General features: G+C 70.3%; 17 protein-coding genes. 10 read left to right on the top strand and 7 right to left on the bottom strand.

Annotated features, from left to right (window positions below; translation table 11 throughout):
* Positions 1 to 81: 81 nt before the first annotated feature.
* From ddaH to AB0I94_RS38465, 4 genes are all read right to left on the bottom strand, one after another.
* The gene (gene ddaH, locus AB0I94_RS38480; protein ID WP_363314450.1) at positions 82 to 858 is read right to left on the bottom strand and encodes a dimethylargininase; all 777 of its coding nucleotides are present in this window, start codon (positions 856 to 858) and stop codon (positions 82 to 84) included.
* A gap of 71 nt (positions 859 to 929) precedes the next feature.
* The gene (locus AB0I94_RS38475) at positions 930 to 3221 is read right to left on the bottom strand and encodes an excinuclease ABC subunit UvrA (protein WP_363314449.1); all 2292 of its coding nucleotides are present in this window, start codon (positions 3219 to 3221) and stop codon (positions 930 to 932) included.
* Positions 3222 to 3231: 10 nt separating this feature from the next.
* Positions 3232 to 4863 (bottom strand): ATP-binding cassette domain-containing protein, encoded by a 1632-nt coding sequence (locus AB0I94_RS38470; protein ID WP_363314448.1) that lies wholly within the window; start codon positions 4861 to 4863, stop codon positions 3232 to 3234.
* Positions 4864 to 5317: 454 nt separating this feature from the next.
* Positions 5318 to 5734, bottom strand: coding sequence for an SsgA family sporulation/cell division regulator (locus AB0I94_RS38465; protein WP_363314447.1), 417 nt, complete (start codon positions 5732 to 5734; stop codon positions 5318 to 5320).
* Between the two features lie 171 nt (positions 5735 to 5905).
* Here AB0I94_RS38465 and AB0I94_RS38460 point away from each other — a divergent pair, with 171 nt between their 5' ends.
* The gene (locus AB0I94_RS38460; protein WP_363314446.1) at positions 5906 to 7021 is read left to right on the top strand and encodes an oxidoreductase; all 1116 of its coding nucleotides are present in this window, start codon (positions 5906 to 5908) and stop codon (positions 7019 to 7021) included.
* A gap of 56 nt (positions 7022 to 7077) precedes the next feature.
* Here AB0I94_RS38460 and AB0I94_RS38455 read toward each other — a convergent pair whose 3' ends face one another.
* A complete protein-coding gene (locus tag AB0I94_RS38455; protein ID WP_363314445.1) occupies positions 7078 to 7374 on the bottom strand; it encodes a YciI family protein in 297 nt (98 codons plus the stop codon).
* A 156-nt stretch (positions 7375 to 7530) separates the two neighbouring features.
* On the opposite strand from AB0I94_RS38455, the gene AB0I94_RS38450 reads away from it, so the two are divergent.
* Positions 7531 to 8091: a hypothetical protein gene (locus tag AB0I94_RS38450; RefSeq protein ID WP_363314444.1), complete on the top strand. Its 561-nt coding sequence runs from the start codon at positions 7531 to 7533 to the stop codon at positions 8089 to 8091.
* 30 nt (positions 8092 to 8121) lie between these two features.
* Positions 8122 to 8874 (top strand): endonuclease V, encoded by a 753-nt coding sequence (locus AB0I94_RS38445; RefSeq protein WP_363314443.1) that lies wholly within the window; start codon positions 8122 to 8124, stop codon positions 8872 to 8874.
* Here AB0I94_RS38445 and AB0I94_RS38440 read toward each other — a convergent pair.
* A complete protein-coding gene (locus AB0I94_RS38440; protein ID WP_363314442.1) occupies positions 8846 to 10069 on the bottom strand; it encodes a saccharopine dehydrogenase NADP-binding domain-containing protein in 1224 nt (407 codons plus the stop codon). The two genes, AB0I94_RS38445 and AB0I94_RS38440, sit on opposite strands and share 29 nt — an antisense overlap.
* A 204-nt stretch (positions 10070 to 10273) precedes the next feature.
* Between AB0I94_RS38440 and AB0I94_RS38435 the strand changes: the two genes are divergently transcribed.
* The 5 genes from AB0I94_RS38435 (at position 10274) to AB0I94_RS38415 (ending at position 17315) form a co-directional block, all read left to right on the top strand.
* Positions 10274 to 11431, top strand: coding sequence for a CaiB/BaiF CoA-transferase family protein (locus AB0I94_RS38435; protein WP_363314441.1), 1158 nt, complete (start codon positions 10274 to 10276; stop codon positions 11429 to 11431).
* Positions 11431 to 12456 (top strand): LLM class F420-dependent oxidoreductase, encoded by a 1026-nt coding sequence (locus AB0I94_RS38430; RefSeq protein ID WP_363314440.1) that lies wholly within the window; start codon positions 11431 to 11433, stop codon positions 12454 to 12456. Before AB0I94_RS38435 ends, AB0I94_RS38430 begins: the two co-directional genes overlap by 1 nt.
* Before the next feature lie 18 nt (positions 12457 to 12474).
* Positions 12475 to 13617 carry an acyl-CoA dehydrogenase family protein gene (locus AB0I94_RS38425; RefSeq protein ID WP_363314439.1) on the top strand — a complete coding sequence of 381 codons (1143 nt, stop codon included), beginning with the start codon at positions 12475 to 12477 and terminating at the stop codon, positions 13615 to 13617.
* Positions 13618 to 13674: 57 nt separating this feature from the next.
* The gene (locus AB0I94_RS38420; protein ID WP_363314438.1) at positions 13675 to 14889 is read left to right on the top strand and encodes an acetyl-CoA C-acetyltransferase; all 1215 of its coding nucleotides are present in this window, start codon (positions 13675 to 13677) and stop codon (positions 14887 to 14889) included.
* 254 nt (positions 14890 to 15143) lie between these two features.
* Positions 15144 to 17315: a 3-hydroxyacyl-CoA dehydrogenase NAD-binding domain-containing protein gene (locus tag AB0I94_RS38415; protein WP_363314437.1), complete on the top strand. Its 2172-nt coding sequence runs from the start codon at positions 15144 to 15146 to the stop codon at positions 17313 to 17315.
* Positions 17316 to 17337: 22 nt separating this feature from the next.
* On the opposite strand, the gene AB0I94_RS38410 is transcribed toward AB0I94_RS38415, so the two are convergent.
* Positions 17338 to 18072, bottom strand: coding sequence for a MerR family transcriptional regulator (locus AB0I94_RS38410; RefSeq protein WP_363314500.1), 735 nt, complete (start codon positions 18070 to 18072; stop codon positions 17338 to 17340).
* Between the two features lie 150 nt (positions 18073 to 18222).
* On the opposite strand from AB0I94_RS38410, the gene AB0I94_RS38405 reads away from it, so the two are divergent.
* Both AB0I94_RS38405 and AB0I94_RS38400 read left to right on the top strand, forming a co-directional pair.
* Positions 18223 to 20034 carry an AMP-binding protein gene (locus tag AB0I94_RS38405; RefSeq protein WP_363314436.1) on the top strand — a complete coding sequence of 604 codons (1812 nt, stop codon included), beginning with the start codon at positions 18223 to 18225 and terminating at the stop codon, positions 20032 to 20034.
* A 203-nt stretch (positions 20035 to 20237) separates the two neighbouring features.
* Entirely contained in the window at positions 20238 to 21695 is a 1458-nt protein-coding gene (locus AB0I94_RS38400; protein WP_363314435.1) for an amino acid permease, read from the top strand.
* Positions 21696 to 21826 lie beyond the last annotated feature (131 nt).

Genomic DNA, 21826 nt, shown 5'->3' with positions numbered 1-21826 from the left:
TGCCGTAGGTTAAGCCCTCCGTAAAGTGCTTGCGACAGCGGGGCTCTTGTGCCCCTCTCGCCCCATGCGGCCCAGGACTGGTCAGGCGTACAACCCCCTGAGTCGCACTGAGAGGCATGTCACACAGCCTTCGAGCTTCTCGAACTCCCGGATATCCACCACGACGGGATCGAAACCGAGATCCGCGAGCAGCTCCGCGCTCTTCGGTGCGCTCGCCGCCATCAGCAGCTTCGCGCCGCCGAGCAGCACCACGTGCGCCCCCGACTCCTCGGGCACCGGCAGAAAGCGCGGGAAGAGCGAGGGAGCGTCCACGAGCGGCGGAAATCCGATGACCGTGCCGTCCGGCAGCGCCGTCACCGCCGACTTCAGGTGGAGCACCTTGCTGACGGGGACGGTCACGACCCGCGCCCCCAGCGGCTCGAAGACGGCTCGCAGCTGCCGCACACCGGCGGCGTTGGTCCGCCCGCCCCGGCCCACGTAGATCGTGTCGTCGATCTTGAGGATGTCGCCGCCGTCCAGCGTGCCCGGCTCCCACACCCAGTTCACGGAGGCGCCGAGCCGGGCCACGGCCTCCTCCACGGCGGCCGTCTCCGCCCGGCGCGACTCGGCGCCCGGCCGGGCGATCAGCGCCACGTTGCGGAAGACGACGACCGTGTCCTCGACGAAGACCGCGTCCGGGCAGTCGTCGGCGGGCTCCACCTCGACCGTCTCCCAGCCGTGCGCCCGCAGCGCGTCGGCGTACGCCTCCCACTGTTCGAGGGCGAGCCCCGCGTCGACCGGAGCCCGCTCGACGTGGGTGACCAGGCCTTCGGCGAGCCGCGGGCCGGGGCGGCGGATCAGCGCTTTCCTGCTGGGCACGGGGTTCTCCGTAGGGGGAGCGGCGGGGGGCGCCCCTGTCCGGCGAATGCCGGGCGGGGTCTTGCCGCACATCATGCAGCGCGCGAGGGGGTCAGGCCCAGGTCTTGTCGCAGATGATCGGCGGTGAACGAGCCTTCCGCGTCGATCAGCTCTTCCGGGGTGCCCTCGAAGACGATCCGGCCACCGTGCTTGCCGCCGTCGGGGCCGAGATCGATCACCCAGTCCGCGTGCTTGACGACCTCCAGGTTGTGCTCGACGACGATCACGGTGTTTCCCGCGTCCACGAGCCGGTCCAGGAGGGCGAGCAGACCGTCCACGTCCGCCATGTGCAGGCCGGTCGTCGGTTCGTCCAGGACGTACGTCGTGCCGGTGCGGTGCAGCTGCGTGGCGAGCTTGATGCGCTGCCGCTCGCCGCCCGACAGGGTGCTCAGTGGCTGCCCCAGCGTCAGGTAGGTGAGCCCCACGTCCTGCAGGGCCCGCAGCCTGCGGCGCACTGCCGTGTCGTCGACGGCCGCGAGGAAGTCGAGGGCGCGCTCGGCCGTCATGTCGAGCACGTCGGCGATGGAGCTGCCGCCGACGGTCAGCCGGAGCACCTCCTCCTTGAAGCGGCGCCCCTCGCACGCCTCGCAGGTCGTCGTCACCGGGTCCATGAAGGCGAGATCGCTGTAGGTGATCCCGCGGCCCTGGCAACTCTCGCACGCGCCCGCCGAGTTGAAGCTGAACAGCCCCGCCTCCTGGCCGGTCTCGCGCGCGAAAAGCTTGCGCAGCGAGTCCATGATCCCGAGGTACGTCGCCGGGGTCGAGCGGCCCGAGATGCCGATGCCCGACTGGTCCACGACCACCGCGTCCGGATGCTCGGCGACGAACGCCCCCGACACCAGCGTGCTCTTGCCCGAGCCCGCGACGCCCGTCACGGCCGTGAGCACCCCGGTCGGCACACGCACGCTGACGTTCTTGAGGTTGTGCAGGTCGGCGCCCTTGACCCACTGCCCGCCGATGGCCTCGCGCGGGTTCTCCTTGACGCCCGTGGAGCGCCTCAGGTGCCGGCCGGTGAGTGTGTCGGCGTGCCGCAGCTCGTCCGGTGTGCCCTCGAAGACGACCAGACCGCCGCCCGTGCCCGCCGCCGGGCCCATGTCGACGACGTGGTCGGCGACGGCGATCACATCCGGGTCGTGCTCGACGACCAGGACGGTGTTGCCCTTGTCGCGCAGGCGCAGCAGCAGGTCGTTGAGGCGTCCCACGTCGCGCGGGTGCAGGCCGATGCTCGGCTCGTCGAAGATGTACGTCATGCCGGTCAGGCTGGAGCCGAGATGCCGCACCGTCTTCAGACGCTGGCCCTCGCCGCCGGACAGCGTGGACGTCTCGCGGCCGAGGCTGAGGTAGCCGAGGCCGATCGCCTCGACGCGTTCGAGCGCCGCCACGGCCGCCGCCGCGATCGGACCCGCCACCGGGTCGTCGATCCGCTCCAGTGCGGCGATGAGGTCGGTGACCTCCATGCGCGAGCAGTCGGCGATGTTCATGCCGTCGATACGGGTGGCCAGTGCCGCAGTGTTGAGCCGCGCCCCGTCGCAGGCGTCGCACTCGCCCTCGACGAGGAAGCGCTGCACGAGATCGCGGGTCTTCTGCGAGAGCGCCGACAGGTCGCGGTTGAGGTAGAGCCGCTCGAAGCGGTCGGCGAGCCCTTCGTAGTCGATGTCCCGTGCGCCGCCCGTGTTGTCGATGCTGACCTTGCCGCCGCGCTGTCCGCCGCGCATGAGGAACTCCCGCTCCCGCGCGGTGAATCGGCCCACGGGCTTGTGCGTGTCCAGCTCGGGGGTGTTGGTGTAGGTCTGGCCGTGCCAGGTCCCCACGGCGAACGGCGGGAAGAGGATCGCGCCGTCCGCCAGGGACTTGGCGGGGTCGAGGATGCGGTCGTAGTCGGGCCGCACGGTCTTGCCGAGACCGTGGCACCGGGGGCACATGCCCGACGGGTCGTTGAACGAGTACGCGGTGGCCGGACCGGCGCTCGGGGTGCCGTGCCGTGAGAACAGCACGCGCATCACCGAGTAGATGTCCGTCATCGTGCCCACGGTGGACCGCGAGTGACCGCCGATCGGCCGCTGGTCGACGACGATCGCGGGCGAGAGATCCTCGATGGTCTCCGCGTGCGGCCGCTCGTACTTCGGCAGCCGGTTGCGGACGAACCACGTGAAGGTCTCGTTCAGCTGGCGCTGCGACTCGACCGCGATCGTGTCGAACACGACCGACGACTTCCCCGACCCCGATACGCCGGTGAAGACCGTGAGCCGGTCCTTCGGAATGCGCAGGCTCACCTCCTTGAGGTTGTTCTCACGGGCTCCTGTGATGGTGATGTATGGGTGCATATACGCGAAGCTAGCCGGGATACCGGACAGCTTCTGTCGTGATTTCTTTCATTTCTCCGTCGAGAAGCAGCCAGCGTGTGATGCCGATCGATTCAAGGAACGGCACGTCGTGACTGGCCACGATCAGCGCTCCCTCGTACGACTCCAGGGCCGAGGCGAGCTGCTTCGCGCTCGCCATGTCCAGGTTGTTCGTCGGCTCGTCGAGCATCAGGAGCTGCGGCGCGGGCTCCGCAAGGAGGAGCGCGGCAAGCGCGGCACGGAACCGTTCGCCGCCCGACAGGGTCGCCGCCCGCTGATCGGCTCGCGCACCCTTGAACAGGAAGCGGGCCAGGCGGGCCCTGATCCGGTTCTTGGTGGCGTCGGGCGCGTAGCGTGCCACGTTCTCGGCGACGGTCAGGTCCTCGTCGAGCACGTCGAGCCGCTGCGGCAGGAAACGCAGCGGGACATGCGCCAGCGCCTCTCCTTCCACGGGCTCCAGCTCTCCGGCGATGGTCCGCAGGAGCGTGGTCTTGCCCGCGCCGTTGCGGCCGACCAGCGCGATCCGCTCGGGGCCGCGCAGCTCGAACTGGCCCCCCACACGCGCTCCGTAGCGCAAGGAGAGCTCGCGCAGCGTGAGCACCGTGCGGCCCGGCGGGACCGCGGTGAACGGCAGGTCGACGCGGATCTCGTCGTCGTCCCGCACCGCCTCGACGGCGTCGTCCAGACGTTCCTTCGCCTCGCTGAGTTTCTCCTCGTGCATGATGCGGTGCTTGCCCGCGGACACCTGGGCCTGGCGCTTGCGCTCGCCCATGACGACCTTCGGCTCGCGCTTGGTGTCCCACATCTTCTGGCCGTACCGCTTGCGGCGGGCCAACTTGACGTGTGCCTCGGTGAGTTCACGCTTCTGCTTCTTCAGGTCGGACTCGGCGACACGCACCATGCGCTCCGCCGCCTCCTGTTCGGCGGCCAGGGCTTCCTCGTACGCGGAGAAATTACCTCCGTACCACTTGAGTTCTCCGTCCCGCAGATCGGCGATCTGATCGACCAGGTCCAGGAGTTCACGGTCGTGGCTGACCACGACGAGAACGCCGGACCAGGCCTCGACGGCCGCGTACAGGCGCCGACGGGCGTGCAGGTCGAGGTTGTTGGTGGGTTCGTCGAGCAGGAGCACGTCGGGGCGGCGCAGCAGCAGCGCGGCCAGACGCAGCAGCACGGACTCGCCGCCCGACACCTCACCGGTGGTGCGGTCGAGGCCGATGTGGCCGAGGCCGAGCTGATCGAGGGCCGCGACGGCGCGCTCCTCCACGTCCCAGTCGTCACCGACCGCCGTGAAGTGCTCCTCGGCCACGTCGCCGGACTCAATGGCGTGCAGGGCGGTACGAGTTGCCGCGATGCCGAGCACTTCGTCGACGCGCAGGGTCGTGTCCAGGGTGACGTTCTGCGGCAGGTACCCGATGTCACCCGCGACGTGGACGGCACCTTCGGTCGGCGTGAGTTCACCGGCGACGAGCTTCAACAGGGTTGATTTTCCTGACCCGTTGACGCCGATGAGACCCGTCCTGCCCGTCCCGAAGGCTGCCTGGAAGCCGTCGAAGACGCCGGTGCCGTCCGGCCAGGTGAAGTCGAGCGCCGTGCACGTGATGGAGGTGGGGTGAGTAGACATGTGGTCCTCGCGGTTGCGTGAGATGAAGCGCGGTCAGGGGCAACGCGTTTCGGGACACCGCGAGGTGCGACAGGAGGACAAGAGCAGCGTCGTCAGAGGAGACGAGGGCAGAAAAACAGGCCCTGTGTCGCAGGAGACGGCTCGTACACCGAGGTCGCACGCTACGCACACGGCCGAGCCGTGTGACGCGGTGACTCCAGACCTCAGACGAGCAACGTCCTACTCCTATCGGCGACAACAGAACCATTATACACCGTAGGGTGCGCCCCGGTCGCTGTCAACGCTTTATCGCGAGCGCGCCTTGTCACGGACGTGGACGGCCCCCGCCCCCCGGGCTCCTGGGGGTGATGCGCAGGCCGCGCAAGGCGCTGGCGTCGGCCCTCTCGGCCGCGGAGGCGGCCAGGTCGGGCGGCAGCGGGGGCGGGTGCGGCTGAGGGCGGACCTCGGCAGGGAGCTAGCAGGCGTCCCGCATCAGATCGGCGAGGTCCTGGTCCAGGTCGACGTACAGATGCTCGTCGCCCAGGGGCACCAGGGAGAGCGAGCGGTGCAGGAAGCGGCGCAGCTCGCCGGTGCGGACATGGACGATCGCCGTGCCCTCGGGGGCGTGGAACTCCACGACCGTGCGGTCGAAGCCGTAGGGCCGCACGCGGACGTCGCCGTCACCCACCGCCTGCTCCATGCCCTGCACGAGCAGTTCGCGGGCGAAGGTCCAGTAGACCTCGATGCCCTCCAGGGTCGCCGGGGCGGGAAAGGTCATCCGGACGGCGAACGGATCGTTCCGGTCGTAGTGCAGCGTCGCGGGAATGGTCGACATGCGCGGTGCGGCGGCGACGAGGCGGGCCTCGACGGCTTGCTCGATGCTGGTGGACAACGCCTGCTCCCTCAACTACGGCTGGACGACTCGGCTCGGCACTTGGTTAGACGTCGGAATGACGGAATCCGTGCACGCGAACACGGAGTGACCTCGGTCACCGCGTGCTCTTCACCGTCTTCACAGAATTCCCGGACGGAATCCTGCGTTCCGGTGGTACCTTCGCCCGCCATGAAGTCCTTGGGGAAGACGAGGTGGTCGCGGTCCGTGGGCCGTGCGGTGTCGGTGGGACTGTGCGGGGCGGCGCTCGCCGCGACGGCGCTGGCCGCGCCGGGTCCGGCCCAGGCGGCCCCCGGGGGTCAGGCCGGGCGGGGCGGCGGCTGGGAGCTCAAGGACAGCGGCACCGACGCGCGCTTCCGCGGTCTCGCCGCCGTCAGCCGGCACACCGCGTGGGTGGCCGGCGCGAAAGGCACCGTGCTGCGTACGTCGGACGGCGGCGAGAGCTGGCGGAACGTCTCTCCGGCCGGGGCCGAGGGGCTGGAGTTCCGGGACGTCGAGGCCTTCGACGGGCGCCGCGCGGTGATCCTCGCCATCGGTGAGGGCGAGGCCTCGCGGATCTTTCGCACGACGGACGGCGGAGCGACCTGGACGGAGTCCTTCCGTAACGCCGACCCCAAGGCCTTCTACGACTGCATGACGTTCTTCGACCGACGCCACGGCCTGGCGATGAGCGACCCGGTCGACGGCAAGTACCGCATCCTGTCCACCGCCGACGGCGGCCGCTCCTGGAAGGTCCTGCCGAGCGACGGCATGCCCGCCGCCCAGGAGGGCGAGGCGGGCTTCGCGGCCAGCGGCCAGTGCCTGGTGAGCTCCGGCTCCCATGACGTGTGGCTCGCCACCGGGGGAGCGCCGCGCGCGCGTGTCCTGCACTCCGGCGACCGGGGCCGCACCTGGACGGCCACGGACGCGCCGATCCCGGCGGGCGATCCGGCGCGCGGCGTCTTCGGCCTCGCTTTCCGCGACCGTACGCACGGCATCGCGGTCGGCGGCGACTACAACGCGGGCAAACCCTCGCCCAAGGCCGCGGCCACGACCCGTGACGGCGGCCGCACCTGGACCACGGCCGCCGAGCCCCCGCCCGCCTACCGCTCCGGGGTGGCCTGGCTGCCCGGAAGCCGCCGGGGCGCGCTCGCGGTCGGGCCGACCGGCACGGACGTCACGGCGGACGGCGGGCGCAGTTGGCGGACGATCGACCCCGGGTCGTACGACACCGTCGACTGCACGCGGGACGGGGCCTGCTGGGCGTCGGGCGAGAAGGGCCGGATCGCCCGCTGGGAGCGGGGTTAGGGCGTGCGGCCAGGGCAGCTCCCGCCGTGCGGCCAGGGCGGCTCCCGCCGGTGCGGCTAAGGCAGTTCCTGCCGGTAGGGGGCGAGCTCCGGGGCCGTCTTCGTGGCGATGAACTCGGTGACGCGGTACGCGCAGACCTCCGCGAGCACGAAGGGGTCGCTCGCCGCGATCTTCTCGATCGCGGCACGGTCCTCGGCCACGGCCAGGATCACGCCGCCGTCGCGCGGGTTCTTGCGCCCGGAGGCGATAAAGACGCCCTGCGCGTAAAGCTGGTCGAGCCAGGCGACGTGGGCCTCAAGCTCCTTGTCGACGGCGGACACGGGCGCGGTGTAGGTCAACTCGAGAACGAACATGAGCGCGAGGCTACCGCCGCGCGCAGCCATACGTGGCCGTGGCCCGGGGCGATCGCGGTCCCTCGGCTGATCGACTCTTATGCTGACTGCTCAACCTGCCGCTTCATGGGGCCACCTTGTGCCGCGCGGCTGCCCCATTTCTGCCGGGAGTTCACCTTGCTGTACAGAAAGACCACTTTGCGCGTTGTCGCGCCTGTGGCCGTGCTCGCCCTCGCGCTGACCGCCTGCGGCGGCGGCGAAGAGAAGGGCACCTCCGACAGGAAGCAGGTCGCGCGCGGCACCGGCGAGAGCGCCACCGGCGAGGCCAAGGAGGGCAGCGTCTTCGTCACCTACGATCTCACCGCGCGGAAGGTCGAACTGGGTACGGAGGCCGAGACCGCGAAGATGGTGGCGGAGCCCAAGGAGGCAAAGGGCCTGATCCCGGCCATCGCCTACGTGAAGTACACGCACAGATCCGGCCCGACCCTCACGCAGCGCCCGCGCGCCAGCCACCCCACGACGATCTGGGCGGACGGCAGGCGCGGAACCCTGATCGTCGGCGCCGCCGACGACGCGCCGGGCTGCGAGGCCCCCTCGTCCGTCAAGAGCTGGAAGCAGGGTGAGTCCCACGTCCTGTGCGAGACCTATCTGGTCCCCAAGGACGCGAAGGACCTGGAGGTCCACTGGTCCGAGCAGAACGGCCGGACGTTCGTCTGGAAGTTCCCGGCGGCCAAGTGAGCCCCGGCGACGCCTAGGCTTGCCCGCACGATGACGACGCACACGACTGCTCTCTCCCACGCGCCCGAGGACTGGCCCACCGACGAGCCGGCCGCCCGCGCGGTCCAAGGCCGGCTCCGCGCCCGGGTCGTGCTCGACGAGGCGGGCCCCGAACCGGGCACGGGACACCTCACGGGCGTCGACGTCGCCTACGACGACGAGCGTGACATCGTCGCGGCCGCGGTCGTCGTCCTGGACGCGGCCACGCTCGACGTCGTCGAGGAGGCCACCGCGGTGGGCCGCGTGTCCTTCCCGTACGTCCCGGGCCTGCTCGCCTTTCGCGAGATCCCCACCGTGCTCGCCGCCCTGGGGGCGCTCGAAGCCGCGCCCGGCCTCGTCGTCTGCGACGGCTACGGCATCGCACACCCCCGCCGGTTCGGCCTCGCGAGCCACCTCGGCGTCCTCACCGGCCTGCCCACCATCGGCGTGGCCAAGAACCCCTTCACGTTCGCGTACGAGGCTCCGGACGCGCCGCGGGGCAGCGCGGCCCCGCTCCTCGACGGAGACGAGGAGGTCGGCCGCGCCCTGCGCACCCGCGAGGACGTCAAGCCGGTCTTCGTCTCCGTCGGCCACCGCGTGAGCCTGGACAACGCCTGTGCCCACACGCTCCTCCTGACGCCGCGCTACCGCCTCCCGGAGTCCACGCGCCGCGCGGACGCCCTGTGCCGAGCGGCACTGCGTGAGGCGACCGGCGCGGCGCGGGGCGGGGCGAGCGCTATCGCCACGCCGCCACCCGGAAGCTGAGCCCGGCCGCCGTCAGTCGCGCGGTCAGCGCGTCGCCCATCGCCACGGCGGTGGTCAGCTGCCCGGCCACGTCCGGCAGGCCGTCGTCGACGGCCAGGCACAGGGCCGCCTCGCCCAGCATCTTCGCCGTCTCGTCGTATCCCGGATCGCCGCCCGAGACCTCCGTGAAGACCCGCTTGCCGCCGCCCTCGCCGACGAACCGCACGGAGAACCAGCTGTCCGCGCGCCGCTGCCGGCTCGGCCCCTCGCCCGGCTTCAGGCGTGAGGACAACCAACGCCGCGCGGGCGGCAGTTGGGCCGCGGCCACCAGGCCGCCGACGGCGACCGCGCCCCCCACCGCGAACGGCAGGGTCTTCACGGCCGCGTAATGCCGGTAGCGGAAGTCGGGCCCGTAGCGCTCCAGCGCCCGAGCCGATCGCTGCACCACCTGCGGGTCGATCGTCGGCAGGGGAAGGGCCCAGGCGCCGACCTCGCCCGCGTAGCGGGGCGCACTCGGCGGCGCGTACGCCTTGCGGCCCACAACGCGCGGCTCGTGCCGTCGCCGGTCCCGTGCGGCGGCCAGCATCTGCGGGCCGCGCGCGAACTGGGCGAGCGCGGAGGCGAACGTGCCTCCGGAGAAGGTCGCGTTGCTGCGCACGAACCCGTCGACGCGCAGCGGCACGCCCTCGGGGAGCCGGCACACCGTGAAGTACGCGCCCAGATCGTGCGGGACCGAGTCGAAGCCGCAGGAGTGCACGAGGCGTGCGCCCGTCTCCCGTGCGCGGGCGTCGTGCCGTACGTACATGAGGTCGACGAACTCCGGCTCACCGGTGAGGTCCACGTAGTCGGTGCCCGCCTCGGCGCACGCGGCGACGAGTTCCTGGCCGTACTCGAGATAAGGCCCGACGGTCGTGGCCACCACGCGCGCGTGGTCCGCCATCTCCCTCAGGGACGCCGGGTCCGCCACGTCGGCGCGGACGAGGGGGAGCTGCGCGCAAGCCGGATGTGCTTCGGCGAGCTGGTCCCGCAGCCGCGCCAGCTTCCCGGTGTCGCGCCCCGCGATGGCCCAGCGCAGCCCCTCCGGGGCGCGCGCCGCGAGGTACTCCGCGGTGAGCGCACCGACAAAACCGGTCGCCCCGAAGAGCACGATGTCGTACGTGCGGTCCGCCGCACGCTCCTTGCCGTTGCCGTTGCCGTTGCCGTTCTGACTGGTCATGGCACCTCTCTGCCGTGCGCCCCGCGCCGATGTCGGTGGCCGAGGCTAGCGTGAGAAGCCGGAGCGGTTACCGGGAGGTACCCCGTCGGCCTCGATTTGTCTAAGCGCTTGCTTGCTAGGGTCTTGTGCGGAGTGGAACACGTTCTTAGCATCACTGGTGTTACATCAGTTGTGTCATAGCTGTGTCATAGCGCTGGGGGCTCAATGGCAGTTCCGGACAGGGGCGTTCACGGACCGCTCGCAGGGGTGCGTGTCGTCGAGCTGGCGGGCATCGGTCCCGGCCCGTTCGCGGCCATGCTCCTCGCCGACCTCGGAGCCGACGTCGTGCGCGTCGACCGACCGGGCGGCGGCGGCCTCGCGATCAATCCCGAGTACGACGTCACCAACCGCAACAAACGCTCCGTGATCATCGACCTCAAGGCAGCGGACGGCGCGGACCGCGTCCTCGATCTCGTCGACCGCGCCGACGTCCTCATCGAGGGATACCGCCCCGGCGTCGCCGAGCGCCTCGGCGTCGGACCCGTCGCCTGTCACGCCCGCAATCCGAAGCTCGTCTACGGCCGGATGACCGGCTGGGGCCAGGAGGGACCGCTCGCCCAGCGCGCCGGGCACGACATCGCGTACATCGCGATCACCGGCACCCTCGGCATGATCGGCAACCCCGGCGAGCCGCCCACCGTCCCCGCGAACCTCGTCGGGGACTACGCGGGCGGCTCGCTCTACCTCGTCGTCGGCATCCTCGCGGCCCTGCATCACGCGCGCGCGAGCGGCGCGGGGCAGGTCGTGGACGCCGCGATCGTCGACGGCACCGCCCACCTCACGTCGATGATCCACGGCATGCTCGCGGCCGGCGGCTGGCAGGACCGGCGCGGCGCCAACCTCCTGGACGGCGGCTGCCCGTTCTACGGCAACTACGAGACCGCGGACGGCGGTTACATGGCCGTCGGCGCCCTTGAGCAGCAGTTCTACGACGAGTTCATCGAGTTGCTCGGTCTGGCGGGGCAGGCGCCCGAGCGTAAGGACCTCGCCCGCTGGGGCGAGCTGCGCGAGGCGGTCGCCGCCCGCTTCAAGACGCGCACGCGCCAGGAGTGGACGGCCGTCTTCGAAGGCTCCGACGCGTGCGTCGCGCCTGTGCTCTCCCTGCGCGAGGCCCCCGGCCACCCCCATCTCGCCGCCCGCGGCACCTTCGTCGACCACGGCGGCATCACCCAGCCCGCCCCCGCGCCCCGCTTCTCCACGACCCCGACCCACGTACGCGGCGGCCCCGCCCAGCCGGGAGCGGACACCGAGGACGTGGCCCGCGACTGGGACGTACCCGCCCTCGCCCGGCACTCCGGCACTCCGGCAAAGGAAGACGACTGATGCAACTCTCCGCACCTCTCGCCTACGCGGGCGACCCGCGGCAAGCCGCCGACGATGTCGCGGCCCTGGAGTCCGCCGGTCTGGACGCCGTCTGGGTGGCGGAGGCGTACGGCTTCGACTCGCCCACCATCATGGGCTACCTGGCCGCGCGCACCGAGCGTATGAAGATCGGCGCCGCGATCCTCAACGTCTACTCGCGCACCCCGGCCCTCATCGCCCAGACGGCGGCCGGACTCGACGCCATCTCCGGGGGCCGCGCCATCATCGGTCTCGGCGCGTCCGGCCCGCAGGTCGTCGAGGGCTGGCACGGCAGGGCGTACGACAAGCCCTTGGCCCGCACCCGCGAGGCCATCGAGCTGACCCGCCGCATCCTGCGCCGTGAGGTCATCGACCACCACGGCATCACGGACATGCCGCTGCCCGCCGAGAAGGGCGGCAAGCTGGGCAAGCCTCTCAAGATCCTCACCAAACCGGTCCGCTCCGAGGTGCCGCTGTACGTCGCCTCCCTGGGCCCGGCCAACGTCCGCATGACCGCCGAGATCGCCGACGGCTGGCTGCCCACCCTCTTCATCCCGGAAAAGGCCCATCAGGTGTGGGGCGCCGCGCTCGCCGAGGGCGAGGAGAAGCGCGATCCGGCGCTCGGACCGTTGCAGACGGTCGCGGGCGGGCTGCTCGCCATCGGTGACGACGCGGCGGCCGTACGGGATTTGGCCCGGCCTCAGATCGCCCTCTACGTAGGCGGCATGGGAGCGGTGGGGAAGAACTTCTACAACGACCTCGCGGTCGCGTACGGCTACGAGAAGGAGGCGGCGCGCATCCAGGAGCTGTATCTCTCGGGCAAGAAGAAGGAAGCCGAGGCCGCCGTCCCCGACGAGTTCTGCGAGCTCGTGTCGCTGTGCGGACCCGAAAGCTACGTCCGCGAGCGTGTCGAGGCGTTCCGCGAGGCGGGCGTCACCATGCTCAACGTCATTCCCGTCGGCCCCGAGCCGGCCAAGTCGATCGAAACCGTCAAGGGCTGGCTCTAGGGCTCCAGGAGGCCGTACGTGAAGCGACAGATCTTCTCCGCCGAACACGAGGCGTTCCGCGAGACCGTCCGCACCTTCCTGGCCAAGGAGGTGCTGCCCCACTACGAGCAGTGGGAGAAGGACGGGATCGTCAGCCGTGACGCCTGGCGCGCCGCGGGCAAACAGGGGCTGCTCGGACTCGCCGTGCCCGAGGAGTACGGAGGCGGCGGCAACACCGACTTCCGCTACAGCGCCGTCCTCGCCGAGGAGTTCACCCGCGCGGGCGCGGCCGGGCTCGCTCTCGGCCTGCACAACGACATCATCGGCCCGTATCTGACCTCCCTGGGCACGGACGAGCAGAAGCGGCGCTGGCTGCCCGGCTTCTGCTCCGGCGAGATCATCACGGCCATCGCGATGACCGAGCCGGGCGCCGGTTCCGACCTCCAGGGCATCCGCACCACCGCCACGGAACAGGGCGATCACTGGCTGCTCAACGGCTCCAAGACGTTCATCTCGAACGGCATCCTCGCCGACCTGGTCGTCGTCGTCGCCAAGACGTCGGCGGAGGGTGGCGCGAAGGGCCTGTCCCTCCTGGTCGTCGAGCGCGGCATGGAGGGCTTCGAGCGTGGCCGCAACCTCGACAAGATCGGCCAGAAGGCCCAGGACACCGCCGAGTTGTTCTTCAACGACGTACGCGTTCCCAAGGAGAACCTTCTCGGTGAGCTCGACGGCGCCTTCGTCCACCTGATGACGAACCTCGCGCAGGAGCGCATGGGCATCGCCGTCGCGGGGATCGCCGCCGCCGAGCACCTCCTGGACATCACCACGACGTACGTCAAGGAGCGCGAGGCCTTCGGGCGCCCGCTCTCCAAGCTGCAGCACATCCGCTTCGAGATCGCCGAGATGGCGACCGAGTGCGCCGTCACTCGTTCGTTCCTCGACCGGTGCATCGTCGATCACTCGAACGGGGAACTCGACGCCGTACACGCGTCGATGGCCAAGTGGTGGGCCACCGAACTCCAGAAGCGGGTGGCCGACCGCTGTCTCCAACTGCACGGCGGATACGGCTACATGACCGAGTACCGCGTCGCCAAGGCCTTCACCGACGGCCGTATCCAGACGATCTACGGAGGTACGACCGAGATCATGAAGGAGATCATCGGCCGCTCCCTGCTCGCCTGAGTCCGACCGGCCCTCATCTTCAAAATCTTCAAAGTTCTTATGCGAAAGGCTGCTGTCTTGACCACCGAAGCGTACGTATACGACGCGATCCGCACCCCGCGCGGACGCGGCAAGGCCAATGGCGCCCTGCACGGCACCAAGCCGATCGACCTCGTCGTCGGCCTGATCCACGAGATCCGCGCACGGTTCCCCGACCTGGACCCGGCGGCCATCGACGACATCGTCCTCGGCGTCGTGGGCCCCGTCGGCGACCAGGGCTCCGACATCGCGCGGATCGCGGCCATCGCCGCCGGTCTCCCCGACACCGTCGCGGGCGTCCAGGAGAACCGCTTCTGTGCCTCGGGCCTGGAAGCGGTCAACATGGCCGCGATGAAGGTGCGTTCGGGCTGGGAGGACCTCGTCCTCGCGGGCGGCGTCGAGTCGATGTCGCGCGTCCCGATGGCCTCGGACGGCGGCGCCTGGTTCGCCGACCCGATGACCAACTACGAGACGGGCTTCGTGCCGCAGGGCATCGGCGCCGACCTGATCGCCACCGTCGAGGGCTACACCCGGCGTGACGTCGACGAGTACGCGGCCCTGTCCCAGGAGCGCGCCGCGGCGGCCTGGAAGGACAACCGCTTCGAGAAGTCCGTCGTGCCGGTGAAGGACCGCAGCGGCCTGGTCGTCCTCGACCACGACGAGTACATGCGGCCGGGCACCACCGCCGACTCGCTCGCCAAGCTGAAGCCGTCCTTCAAGGACATCGGCGACCTCGGCGGTTTCGACGCCGTCGCGCTGCAGAAGTACCACTGGGTCGAGAAGATCGACCACGTCCACCACGCGGGCAACTCCTCCGGCATCGTGGACGGCGCCGCGCTCGTCGCCATCGGCACCAAGGAGGTCGGCGAGCGCTACGGCCTCGCGCCGCGCGCCCGGATCGTCTCCGCGGCCGTCTCCGGCTCCGAGCCGACCATCATGCTCACCGGTCCCGCCCCGGCCGCCCGCAAGGCGCTCGCCAAGGCCGGTCTGACCATCGACGACATCGATCTCGTCGAGATCAACGAAGCCTTCGCGGCCGTCGTCCTGCGCTTCGTCAAGGACATGGGCCTGTCCCTGGACAAGGTCAACGTCAACGGCGGCGCGATCGCGCTGGGCCATCCCCTGGGCGCGACCGGGGCGATGATTCTGGGCACGCTGGTGGACGAGCTGGAGCGGCGCGACCTGCGGTACGGGCTCGCCACCCTCTGCGTCGGCGGCGGGATGGGCATCGCCACGATCGTGGAACGGGTCTAGCGCCGCTGGGGCCGGGGGCCGTCGCCGACCGCGCGTACGCCGTGGTTGCTCGCGCAGTTCCCCGCGCCCCTGAAGGCGTGCGCTGCGCGCAGCCTTCCCGCTACGCGCCCCGAGATGGCGCACGCAGTGCGCATCTCAGGGGCGCGGGGAACTGCGCGATCAGCCCCCACCCGCTGCCAGTCGGCAAAGAAACGGCACCGCCCGCCCCAGTAGCCGCTCACCCCAACCGCCACAGACTTCACGGAGACCGCACCATGACGCAGAGCTCAACCATCCGCTGGGAGATGGACGCCACCGGCATCCTCACCCTCGTCCTCGACGACCCCAACCAGTCCGCCAACACCATGAACCAGGGGTTCAAGGACTCCATCGCGGCGATCGCCGAGCGCGCGGAGGCCGAGAAGGACTCCATCCGCGGCATCATCTACACCTCCGCCAAGAAGACCTTCTTCGCGGGCGGTGACCTGAAGGACATGATGCAGGCAGGGCCGGAGAACGCGCGGGACGCGTTCGAGGCGGGCGTCGCCATCAAGGGCTCCCTGCGCCGCATCGAGACCCTGGGCAAGCCGGTCGTCGCCGCCATCAACGGCGCGGCCCTCGGCGGCGGTTACGAGATCGCCCTCGCCAGCCACCACCGGGTCGCGCTCGACGCGCCCGGCTCCAAGATCGGCCTGCCCGAGGTCACCCTCGGCCTGCTCCCCGCGGGCGGCGGCGTGACCCGCACCGTGCGCCTCATGGGCATCGCGGACGCGCTTTTGAAGGTGCTCCTCCAGGGCACCCAGTACTCCCCGAAGCGCGCCCTGGAGAACGGCCTCGTCCACGAAGTGGCCGCCACCCGCGAGGAGATGATCGAGAAGGCCCGCGCCTTCATCGACGCCAACCCCGAGTCGGCGCAGCCCTGGGACAAGCCGGGCTACCGGATCCCCGGCGGCACCCCGGCCAACCCGAAGTTCGCGGCGAACCTGCCCGCTTTCCCGGCCAACCTGAAGAAGCAGATCAACGGCGCCCCCTACCCGGCCCCGCGCAACATCCTCGCGGCCGCCGTCGAGGGCTCGCAGGTCGACTTCGAGACCGCGCTGACCATCGAGGCCCGCTACTTCACCGAGCTGGTCACCGGGCAGACCGCGAAGAACATGATCCAGGCGTTCTTCTTCGACCTCCAGGCCGTCAACTCCGGCGCCAACAGGCCCCAGGGCATCGAGGCCCGCCAGGTCCGCAAGGCCGCCGTGCTCGGCGCCGGGATGATGGGGGCGGGCATCGCCTACTCCTGTGCCCGCGCGGGCATCGAGGTCGTCCTGAAGGACGTGTCCGCCGAGGCCGCCGCCAAGGGCAAGGCCTACTCCGAGAAGCTGTGCGCCAAGGCGGTGCAGCGGGGGCGTACGACCCAGGAGAAGGCCGACGCGCTGCTCGCCCGCATCACGCCGACCGCCGATCCGCGGGACGTCGCGGGCTGCGACGCCGTGATCGAGGCCGTCTTCGAGGACACCTCGCTCAAGCACAAGGTGTTCCAGGAGATCCAGGACATCATCGAGCCGGACGCGCTGCTCTGCTCCAACACCTCGACGCTGCCGATCACCCAGCTCGCCGAGGGCGTCACGCGGCCCGTCGACTTCATCGGCCTGCACTTCTTCTCGCCCGTCGACAAGATGCCGCTCGTCGAGATCATCAAGGGTGAGCGGACGGGGGACGAGGCGCTGGCTCGCGCGTTCGACCTCGTACGCCAGATCAACAAGACGCCGATCGTGGTCAACGACTCGCGCGGCTTCTTCACCTCGCGCGTGATCGGGCACTTCATCAACGAGGGCGTCGCGATGGTCGGCGAGGGCATCGAGCCCGCCTCCATCGAGCAGGCCGCGGCCCAGGCGGGTTACCCGGCGAAGGTCCTCTCCCTGATGGACGAGCTGACCCTCACCCTGCCGCGCAAGATCCGCAACGAGACGAAGCGCGCCGTCGAGGAGGCCGGCGGCACCTGGGCCGGGCACCCGTCGGACGCCGTCATCGACCGCATGGTCGACGAGTTCGAGCGTCCCGGCAGGAGCGGGGGCGCGGGCTTCTACGACTACGTGGACGGCAAGCGCGCGGGCCTGTGGCCGGGTCTGCGCGAGCACTTCACCAAGCCGGGTACGGAGATCCCGTTCAAGGACATGCAGGAGCGGATGCTCTTCTCGGAGGCGCTCGACACCGTGCGCCTGGTGGAGGAGGGCGTCCTGACCTCCGTCGCGGACGCCAACATCGGCTCCATCTTCGGCATCGGCTTCCCCGGCTGGACGGGCGGTGTCCTGCAGTACATCAACGGCTACGAAGGCGGCCTGCCCGGATTCGTGGCCCGCGCACGTGAGCTGGCCGACCGCTACGGAGAGCGGTTCACGCCGCCCGCGCTGCTTGTCGAGAAGGCGGAGAACGGCGAGAAGTTCAGCGACAACTGATCGGGTTGCCTGCGGGAGTGGCTCAGCTGTCGTTGAGCCACTCCCGCAGCTCCTCCTTCAAGGAGCGCTGGAACGCCGTCACCAGGGCCTGCACCACCATCGGCTGCATGTGGGCCGACAGGGAGCGCATCGCCGCCACGTGTTCCGGATCCGACTCCCGGTCGCGGTAGGGACCCCACACCTCGTCGCGGAAGAGCCGGGAGAGCTCGACGGCGGCCGAGCGGGTGTGTTCCATCAGAACCGTGCGCGCGGCCAGGATCGTCTCGTGGGCGATGGGTACGTCGAGCAGTTGCACGCCCAGGCGCAGCAGCCCCGGGTCGACGCGATACGCCCCCGAGGTCCCCGCCGGCGCGACGACGCCCATCGCCGAGAGCCGGTCCAGGTCCCCGTCGGTCAGCGCACGGCCCGCCCTGCGCTCAAGCTCCGCGTGGTCGGTGTCCTCGGCCGAGTCGGGCGCCCAGGAGGCCACCACCGCGCGGTGGATGGCGAGGTCGTGGGCGCTCAGATCGGGCGGCAGCTGTTCCAGGTACCGCTCGATCGCGGCCAGCGTCATGCCCTGGTGCTGCAACTCCTCGATGAGCCCGAGCCGGGACAGGTGCTCCTGACCGTAGTGACCCACGCGACGCGGACCGATGACCGGTGGTGGCAGCAGGCCCTTGGTGCTGTAGAAGCGGATGGTGCGGACGGTGACGCCCGCGCGCGCGGCCAGTTCGTCGACCGTGAGCGTCGGTTCGTGCGTGTCCGACGTCGTCGTCATCGTCATGGCAGCGCATCGCCTCCCATTCGTGCGCCCGTGTCCGGGCACCGAGTTGTGCACCGATCAGGTGCAACAGTATTGCTGTCTCACCACTGTTGTGAAAGCGTCCGGGCCAGTCACTTGCTTCGTCGATGACGCCAGGAGGCGGTCATGACCACGATCCTGCGACTCCCCGGGGAACCCGCCGACATCACGCTCCCCGCCCTGCTGCTCCGCAACGCCGAGGACCACGGCGACCGCCCCGCACTCTCCTGGCGCGCCACCCCCGAAGGGGAGTGGACGACACTGACCTGGCGCGAGGCACGCCGCAAGGTCGCCGTCCTCGCCGCCGGATACTCGGCACTCGGCGTACGGCGCGGCGAGCACGTCCTCATGATGATGGGCAACCGCCCCGAACACTGGCTGAGCGATCTCGCCCTCGTGCACCTCGGCGCGGTCCCCGTCACCGTGTACGGCACCTCGGCCCCCGAGCAGATTGCGCACATCGCCCGGCACAGCCGTGCGCGCTTCGCGATCATCGAAGGCGCCCGCGAGCTGGAACGCTGGGAGCCGCTCCTCGCGGACCCCGAGGCGCCGATCGAGCGTCTGGTCGTCGTCGAGGCGGCCGACGCGGGACCGCACCGCACGTACGGTTCCCTGCACGCCACCGGAGGCCGGCTGTTCGACCCGGACGCCTTCGAGAAGGGCTGGCGCGAGTCCCGGGCCGACGATCCGCTGACGGTCGTCTACACCTCGGGCACCACCGGCGACCCCAAGGGCGTCCGCATCACGCACCGCAACGTCGTCCTCAACGGCGTCGCCCTGGACGCGGTCGTCGAGCTCCCCGACTTCGTGGAGCACATCAGCTACCTCCCGTTCGCCCATGTCGCCGAGCGCATGCTGGGCATCTACCTGCCCGTGTTCCGCGCCTCACACGTGTACCTGTGCGCGGACCCGACCGCCGTCGCCGCGACCGCGCGCGAGCTGCGTCCCGCGCAGTTCTTCGGGGTTCCCCGCGTGTGGGAGAAGCTGGCCGCGTCCGTGAAGGCGGTGCTCGCCGGGCTGCCGCAGGAGCAGCGGGAGTCGATCGAGGCCGCGAACGAGACGGCACGCGCGCGCGTGGACTGCGTCGAGCGCGGCGAGGAACCGCCGGCCGACCTGGAGAGGGCGTATCGCGAGGCCAAGGAGAAGGTCATCGGACCGTTGCTCTCCCTGGCCGGATTCGACCGCCTGGTGTGGACCGCGAGCGCGGCGGCGTCCATGCCCCTGGACGTCGTGCGCTTCTGGGCGGGCTTCGACATCGTGATCATGGACGCGTGGGGGCTCACGGAGACCACCGGGGTCGTCACCATCAACACCCCCGACGCCTTCCGGCTCGGCTCGGTGGGCAAGCCCCTGGACGGCCTGGAGATCCGCACCGCCGACGACGGCGAGATCCTGGTGCGTGGCGCGACGGTCTTCGACGGCTACCTCCTGCCCGACGGGGGCGTGGAGTCGGCCTGCGACGCGGACGGCTGGTTCGCCACCGGCGACGTCGGGCGGATCGACGAGGACGGCTTCCTCTGGCTCACCGACCGCAAGAAGGAACTCATCGTGACGTCGACGGGCAAGAACGTCTCGCCCGTGCTCGTCGAGAACACCCTCAAGGAGCACCCCCTCATCGGTCAGGCCCTCGTCCACGGCGACGGCCGGTCCTACCTGGTGGCGCTGCTGGTCCTGGACGCCGAGATGGCTCCCGTGTGGGCCGCGGGCCGGGGGATCACGGGCGACCTGATGGCCAGCGAGGCCGTGCGGGAGGAGGTCGCGCGGGCGGTCGAGGCGGCCAACGCACGCCTCAACCGCACGGAGCAGATCAAGCGCTACCGGCTGCTGGCGGAGGAGTGGGGCCCCGAGACCGGTGAGCTGACGCCGTCACTGAAGCTGCGGCGCAGGGTCATCCGGGAGAAGTACGCGCAGGACATCAACGGGCTCTACTCGTCGTGATCCACGGGCTGTACACCTCGTGGTCATCGTGTGTACACCCCCTGCCCACCATGTGAGAAGTGCCGCTATGTGACGTGCGCCACCGCATGCCGGGGGATCTCTGGGGGAAGGTGTCGCGTCGGTCCACGCACGTCAGGGGTGTCGTGGGCCGGAGCACATCCGGACACCGGAGTATTCCGGGCACCAGAGAGTAGACCCCCCACGTGAGCAAGGAAGCCGTAGACACGGCCGCTGCGGACGCATCCCGCACAGATGCGTCCCCGGCCCCCGCGGACGCGGGCGACGCCGGTTACAGCAAGGACCTCAAGGCCCGTCACGTCAACATGATCGCGATCGGTGGCGCGATCGGAACCGGACTCTTTCTCGGTGCGGGCGGTCGCCTGCACTCCGCGGGCCCCGCGCTCGCCGTCGCGTACCTCGTGTGCGGCATCTTCGCCTTCTTCGTCGTGCGCGCTCTCGGCGAGATGGTCGTCTACCGGCCCTCGTCGGGTTCGTTCGTCAGTTACGCGCGTGAGTTCCTCGGCGAGAAGGGCGCCTACGTCGCCGGCTGGATGTACTTCCTCAACTGGTCGACCACCGGCATCGCCGACATCACCGCCATCGCGCTGTACACGCACTACTGGAGCTTCTTCACCGACATCCCGCAGTGGGTGCTGGCGCTGATAGCCCTCGCCGTCGTTCTCGTGATCAACCTGATCTCGGTGAAGTACTTCGGCGAGATGGAGTTCTGGTTCGCGATCGTCAAGGTCGCGGCCCTGATCGCCTTCATGCTGATCGGCATCTTCCTGCTGGTCACCCAGCACGACGTCGGCGGGCAGACACCGGGCCTGAGCGTGATCACCGACAACGGCGGCTTCCTGCCGAACGGCATCATGCCGGTCGTGATCATCATGCAGGGCGTCGTCTTCGCGTACGCCTCCCTCGAGCTGGTCGGCGTCGCGGCGGGCGAGACCGCCGATCCGCAGAAGATCGTCCCGCGCGCGGTGAACTCCATCATGTGGCGCGTGGGCCTCTTCTACGTCGGTTCGGTCGTCCTGCTCGCGCTGCTCCTGCCGGGATCGGTGTACTCCGCCGACCAGAGCCCGTTCGTGACGGTCCTCTCCAAGATCGGCGTTCCCGCGGCCGGTGACGTGATGAACCTGGTCGTCCTCACGGCGGCGATGTCGTCGCTGAACTCGGGCCTGTACTCCACGGGCCGCATCCTGCGCTCGATGGCGATGGCGGGTTCGGCGCCGAAGTTCACGGCGAGGATGAACAAGAGCCAGGTCCCCTACGGCGGCATCCTGCTCACCTCCGCGGTGTGCGTGCTCGGCGTCGGCCTGAACTTCCTCATGCCGAGCCAGGCCTTCGAGATCGTCCTGAACGTGGCGTCCCTCGGCATCATCAGCACCTGGGTGATCATCATGATCTGCCACCTGGCGTTCGTCCGCCGGGCCAAGGAGGGCCTGATCACCCGGCCGAGCTTCCGGCTTCCCGGCAGCCCGGTCACGGAGATCGTCACGATCCTCTTCCTGCTCTCCGTGCTCGGCCTGATGTGGAAGGACCCGGAGATCGGCCGGAAGACGCTCTACCTCATCCCGATCATCGCGGCGGCGCTGGCCGCCGGCTGGTACGGGATCCGCCGCAGGGTGGACCGCGAGGCGGCAGGCCTCACGAAGTAGCGCACGAAGCAGCAGGTCGATGGCTGCTGTCAGTGGCAGCGCCTACGGTGGCGTCACCTCGGGGATGCATCCCGACAGCCACCTCTCCGACCAGGAAGTGCAGTTCGCGACCACGATCCACCGCTCGGGCT

This window comes from Streptomyces sp. NPDC050147 (assembly GCF_040660195.1).
In the GTDB taxonomy this organism is placed as follows: domain Bacteria; phylum Actinomycetota; class Actinomycetes; order Streptomycetales; family Streptomycetaceae; genus Streptomyces.
This window is presented reverse-complemented; position numbering and strand designations above follow the sequence as displayed.